We start from the raw sequence: 3,569 nt of genomic DNA on the forward strand, positions 1-3,569 counted from the left end.
ACGCCGGTCTTCCTCGCGACCCTGGGCCCGGTGGCCGCGCACACGGCGCGCGCCACCTTCGCCAGCAACCTCCTCGCCGCCGGCGGGATCGCGGTCGAGGTGGCCGGGCCGACCGACGGCGTCGAGTCCGTGCTCGCGGCGTACGCCGGGCAGCCGGTGGTCTGCCTCGCCGGGACCGACACGACGTACGCCGAGTGGGGTGGCGACGTCGTCGCCGCCCTCCGCGGGGCCGGGGCGACCCACGTGATCATCGCGGGCAGGCCGATCGACGGCGTCGACGACAGTGCAGCCATGGGAGTGGACGCGCTCGCGTTCCTCACCCGGACGAGGGAGGCGCTCGGATGAGCACCAGCACAGGCATTCCGGACAGCTTCGCCGGACTCCCGCTGGGCGGGGCGGCCCAGCCCGTCGGCGGTGCGACCGCCGGGGACGCCGAGGCGTGGGGGAGCCCGGAGGGCATCGACGTCCTGCCGGTCTACGGCCCCGAGCACCTCGAGGGCCTCGACGCCCTCGACACGTGGCCGGGCCTGAGCCCGTTCCTGCGCGGCCCCTACCCGACSATGTACACGACCCAGCCGTGGACGGTGCGCCAGTACGCCGGGTTCTCCACCGCGGAGGAGTCCAACGCCTTCTACCGCCGCAACCTCGCGGCCGGCCAGAAGGGGCTGTCGGTGGCCTTCGACCTGGCCACCCACCGCGGCTACGACTCCGACCACCCGCGGGTGCGCGGCGACGTGGGCATGGCCGGGGTGGCGATCGACTCGATCTACGACACGCGGACCCTCTTCGACGGCATCCCGCTCGACGAGATGTCGGTGTCGATGACCATGAACGGCGCGGTGCTGCCGATCATGGCGATGTACATCGCCGCCGCGGAGGAGCAGGGCGTCAAGCCCGAGCAGCTCGCGGGGACCATCCAGAACGACATCCTCAAGGAGTTCATGGTCCGCAACACCTACATCTACCCGCCGGCACCGAGCATGCGGATCATCAGCGACATCTTCCAGTTCACGTCGCAGCGGATGCCCCGCTTCAACTCGATCTCCATCTCCGGCTACCACATCCAGGAGGCCGGGGCGACGGCCGACCTCGAGCTCGCCTACACGCTGGCCGACGGCGTCGAGTACATCCGCGCCGGCCTCGACGCGGGCCTGACGATCGACCAGTTCGCCCCGCGCCTCTCCTTCTTCTGGGCGATCGGSATGAAYTTCTTCATGGARGTCGCCAAGATGCGCGCCGCCCGCGCCCTGTGGGCACGGCTGGTGCGCGACTTCGACCCCCAGAACCCCAAGTCGCTCTCGCTGCGCACGCACTCCCAGACCAGCGGCTGGTCGCTCACCGCGCAGGACGTCTTCAACAACGTGGGCCGCACCTGCATCGAGGCGATGGCCGCGACCCAGGGCCACACCCAGTCRCTGCACACCAACGCSCTCGACGAGGCGATCGCCCTGCCGACCGACTTCTCGGCCCGCATCGCGCGCAACACCCAGCTCCTGCTCCAGCAGGAGTCCCGCACCACCGAGGTCATCGACCCGTGGGCCGGCTCCTACTACGTGGAGCGGCTCACCCACGACCTCGCCGAGCGCGCGTGGGCGCACATCCTGGAGGCCGAGAAGGCCGGCGGGATGGCGAAGGCCATCGAGCAGGGCATCCCCAAGATGCGCATCGAGGAGGCGGCCGCCCGCACCCAGGCGCGCATCGACTCCGGGCAGCAGAAGGTCATCGGCGTCAACACGTTCCGGCTCGCCGACGAGGACCCGCTCGACGTCCTGCGTGTCGACAACGACGACGTCTACCGCCAGCAGGTCGCCAAGCTCGAGCGGCTGCGCGCCGAGCGCGACGACGACGACGTACGCCGGGCGCTCGACGCGCTGACCCGCAGCGCCGAGCAGGGGGCGTCGGGCGACGGCTCGCTCGAGGGCAACCTGCTCGCGCTCGCGGTCGACGCGGCCCGGGCGAAGGCGACGGTGGGCGAGATCTCCGACGCCCTGGAGAAGGTCTACGGTCGGCACCAGGCCGTCATTCGTACGATCAGCGGCGTGTACCGCGACGAGGCAGGGACCGCACCCGACGGCAAGGTCGCCCGGGTGCTGGCCGCGACCGAGGAGTTCGAGGAGGCCGAGGGGCGACGTCCGCGCATCCTGGTCGCCAAGATGGGCCAGGACGGCCACGACCGCGGCCAGAAGGTGGTGGTCACCGCCTTCGCGGACCTCGGCTTCGACGTCGACGTGGGGCCGCTGTTCTCCACGCCCGAGGAGGTCGCCCAGCAGGCGGTCGACGCCGACGTGCACATCGTCGGCGTCTCGTCGCTGGCCGCCGGCCACCTCACGCTGCTGCCCGCGCTGAAGCAGGCGCTGGCCGACCAGGGTCGCCCCGACATCATGATCGTCATCGGCGGCGTCATCCCGCCCGACGACGTCGCGACCCTCAGGGACATGGGCGCCGCGGCCGTGTTCCTGCCCGGCACGGTCATCGCCGACTCGGCGCTGGACCTGCTGGCCAAGCTCCGCTGATGGCGGTCCCCGACGTCGCCGCCCTCGTCGAGGGCATCCGGGACGGGCAGCGGTCGGCGGTCTCCCGCGCCATCACGCTCGTCGAGTCGTCGCGGGCCGACCACAGGGTCGCGGCGCGCGAGCTGCTGACCGAGCTCGGCGGCACCACCGGATCCACCCGGGTGGGCATCTCGGGCGTCCCCGGCGTCGGGAAGTCCACGTTCATCGAGGCCCTCGGCACCACCCTCACCGCGGCCGGTCACCGGGTCGGCGTCCTGGCGGTCGACCCGTCCTCGGTGCGCACCGGCGGCTCCGTGCTCGGCGACAAGACCCGGATGGCGTCGCTGTCCGTCGACCCGCGGGCCTACATCAGGCCGTCGCCGTCCGCCGGCACGCTGGGCGGCGTCGCCCGCGCCACGACCCAGGCGATGCTGGTCCTCGAGGCCGCCGGGTACGACGTCGTGCTCGTCGAGACCGTCGGCGTCGGGCAGTCCGAGGTCACCGTCGCCGGGATGGTCGACACCTTCCTGTTCCTGACCCTGGCCCGCACCGGCGACCAGCTCCAGGGCATCAAGAAGGGCATCCTGGAGATCGCCGACGTGATCGCGGTCAACAAGGCCGACGGGGACCGCGAGCAGGAGGCTCGCGGCGCCGCCCGCGAGCTCGCCGGGGCGCTGCGGCTCGTGCACGGCAGGGGGGAGTGGGCGCCTCCGGTCGTCACCTGCTCGGCGCTCACCACCGTCGGGGTCGAGGACGTCTGGACGCGTGTCGGCGCCCACCGGGAGCACCTCGGGGAGGCCGGGGTGCTGCGCAAGCGGGCCGGCCAGCAGCTGGACTTCACCTGGTCCCTCGTGCGGGACGAGCTCGACCAGCGGCTGCGCCGCTCCGCCTCGGTGGCGGCGATCCGCGACGAGGTCCGCGCCGCCGTGCTCTCCGGCGAGCTCCCCGCGCCGATGGCCGCCGACCGGATCCTCGCGGCGTACGACGCGGGCTGAACGGGGCGTCCGCCTGGCGCGGGCCCACCCGGACGGGCGTGGACCTCACCTAGGATGGGGAGTCTCATGCCTCATCATTCCC

At 72.6% G+C, this 3,569-nt stretch carries 2 protein-coding genes and 1 pseudogene; all 3 read left to right on the forward strand.

Annotation, left to right across the window (positions count from 1 at the left end; genetic code table 11):
- Positions 1-345 (forward strand): annotated as a pseudogene (locus tag ACXJKL_RS17150) (methylmalonyl-CoA mutase); the annotation flags it as partial.
- Positions 342-2,513, forward strand: a complete 2,172-nt coding sequence (scpA, locus tag ACXJKL_RS17155) for a methylmalonyl-CoA mutase (RefSeq protein WP_457208229.1) — start codon at positions 342-344, stop codon at positions 2,511-2,513. The pseudogene ACXJKL_RS17150 and the gene scpA, both read left to right, overlap by 4 nt.
- The gene (gene meaB / locus ACXJKL_RS17160) at positions 2,513-3,487 is read left to right on the forward strand and encodes a methylmalonyl Co-A mutase-associated GTPase MeaB (RefSeq protein WP_457208230.1); all 975 of its coding nucleotides are present in this window, start codon (positions 2,513-2,515) and stop codon (positions 3,485-3,487) included. The genes scpA and meaB overlap by 1 nt, the downstream gene beginning before the upstream one ends.
- Positions 3,488-3,569: the final 82 nt, after the last annotated feature.

The organism is Nocardioides sp. P5_C9_2 (genome assembly GCF_054049555.1).

Coding starts and splice junctions, on each gene's coding strand:
- meaB (WP_457208230.1), top strand. CDS start 2,513: ATGGCGGTCCCCGACGTCGCCGCCCTCGTCGAGGGCATCCGGGACGGG.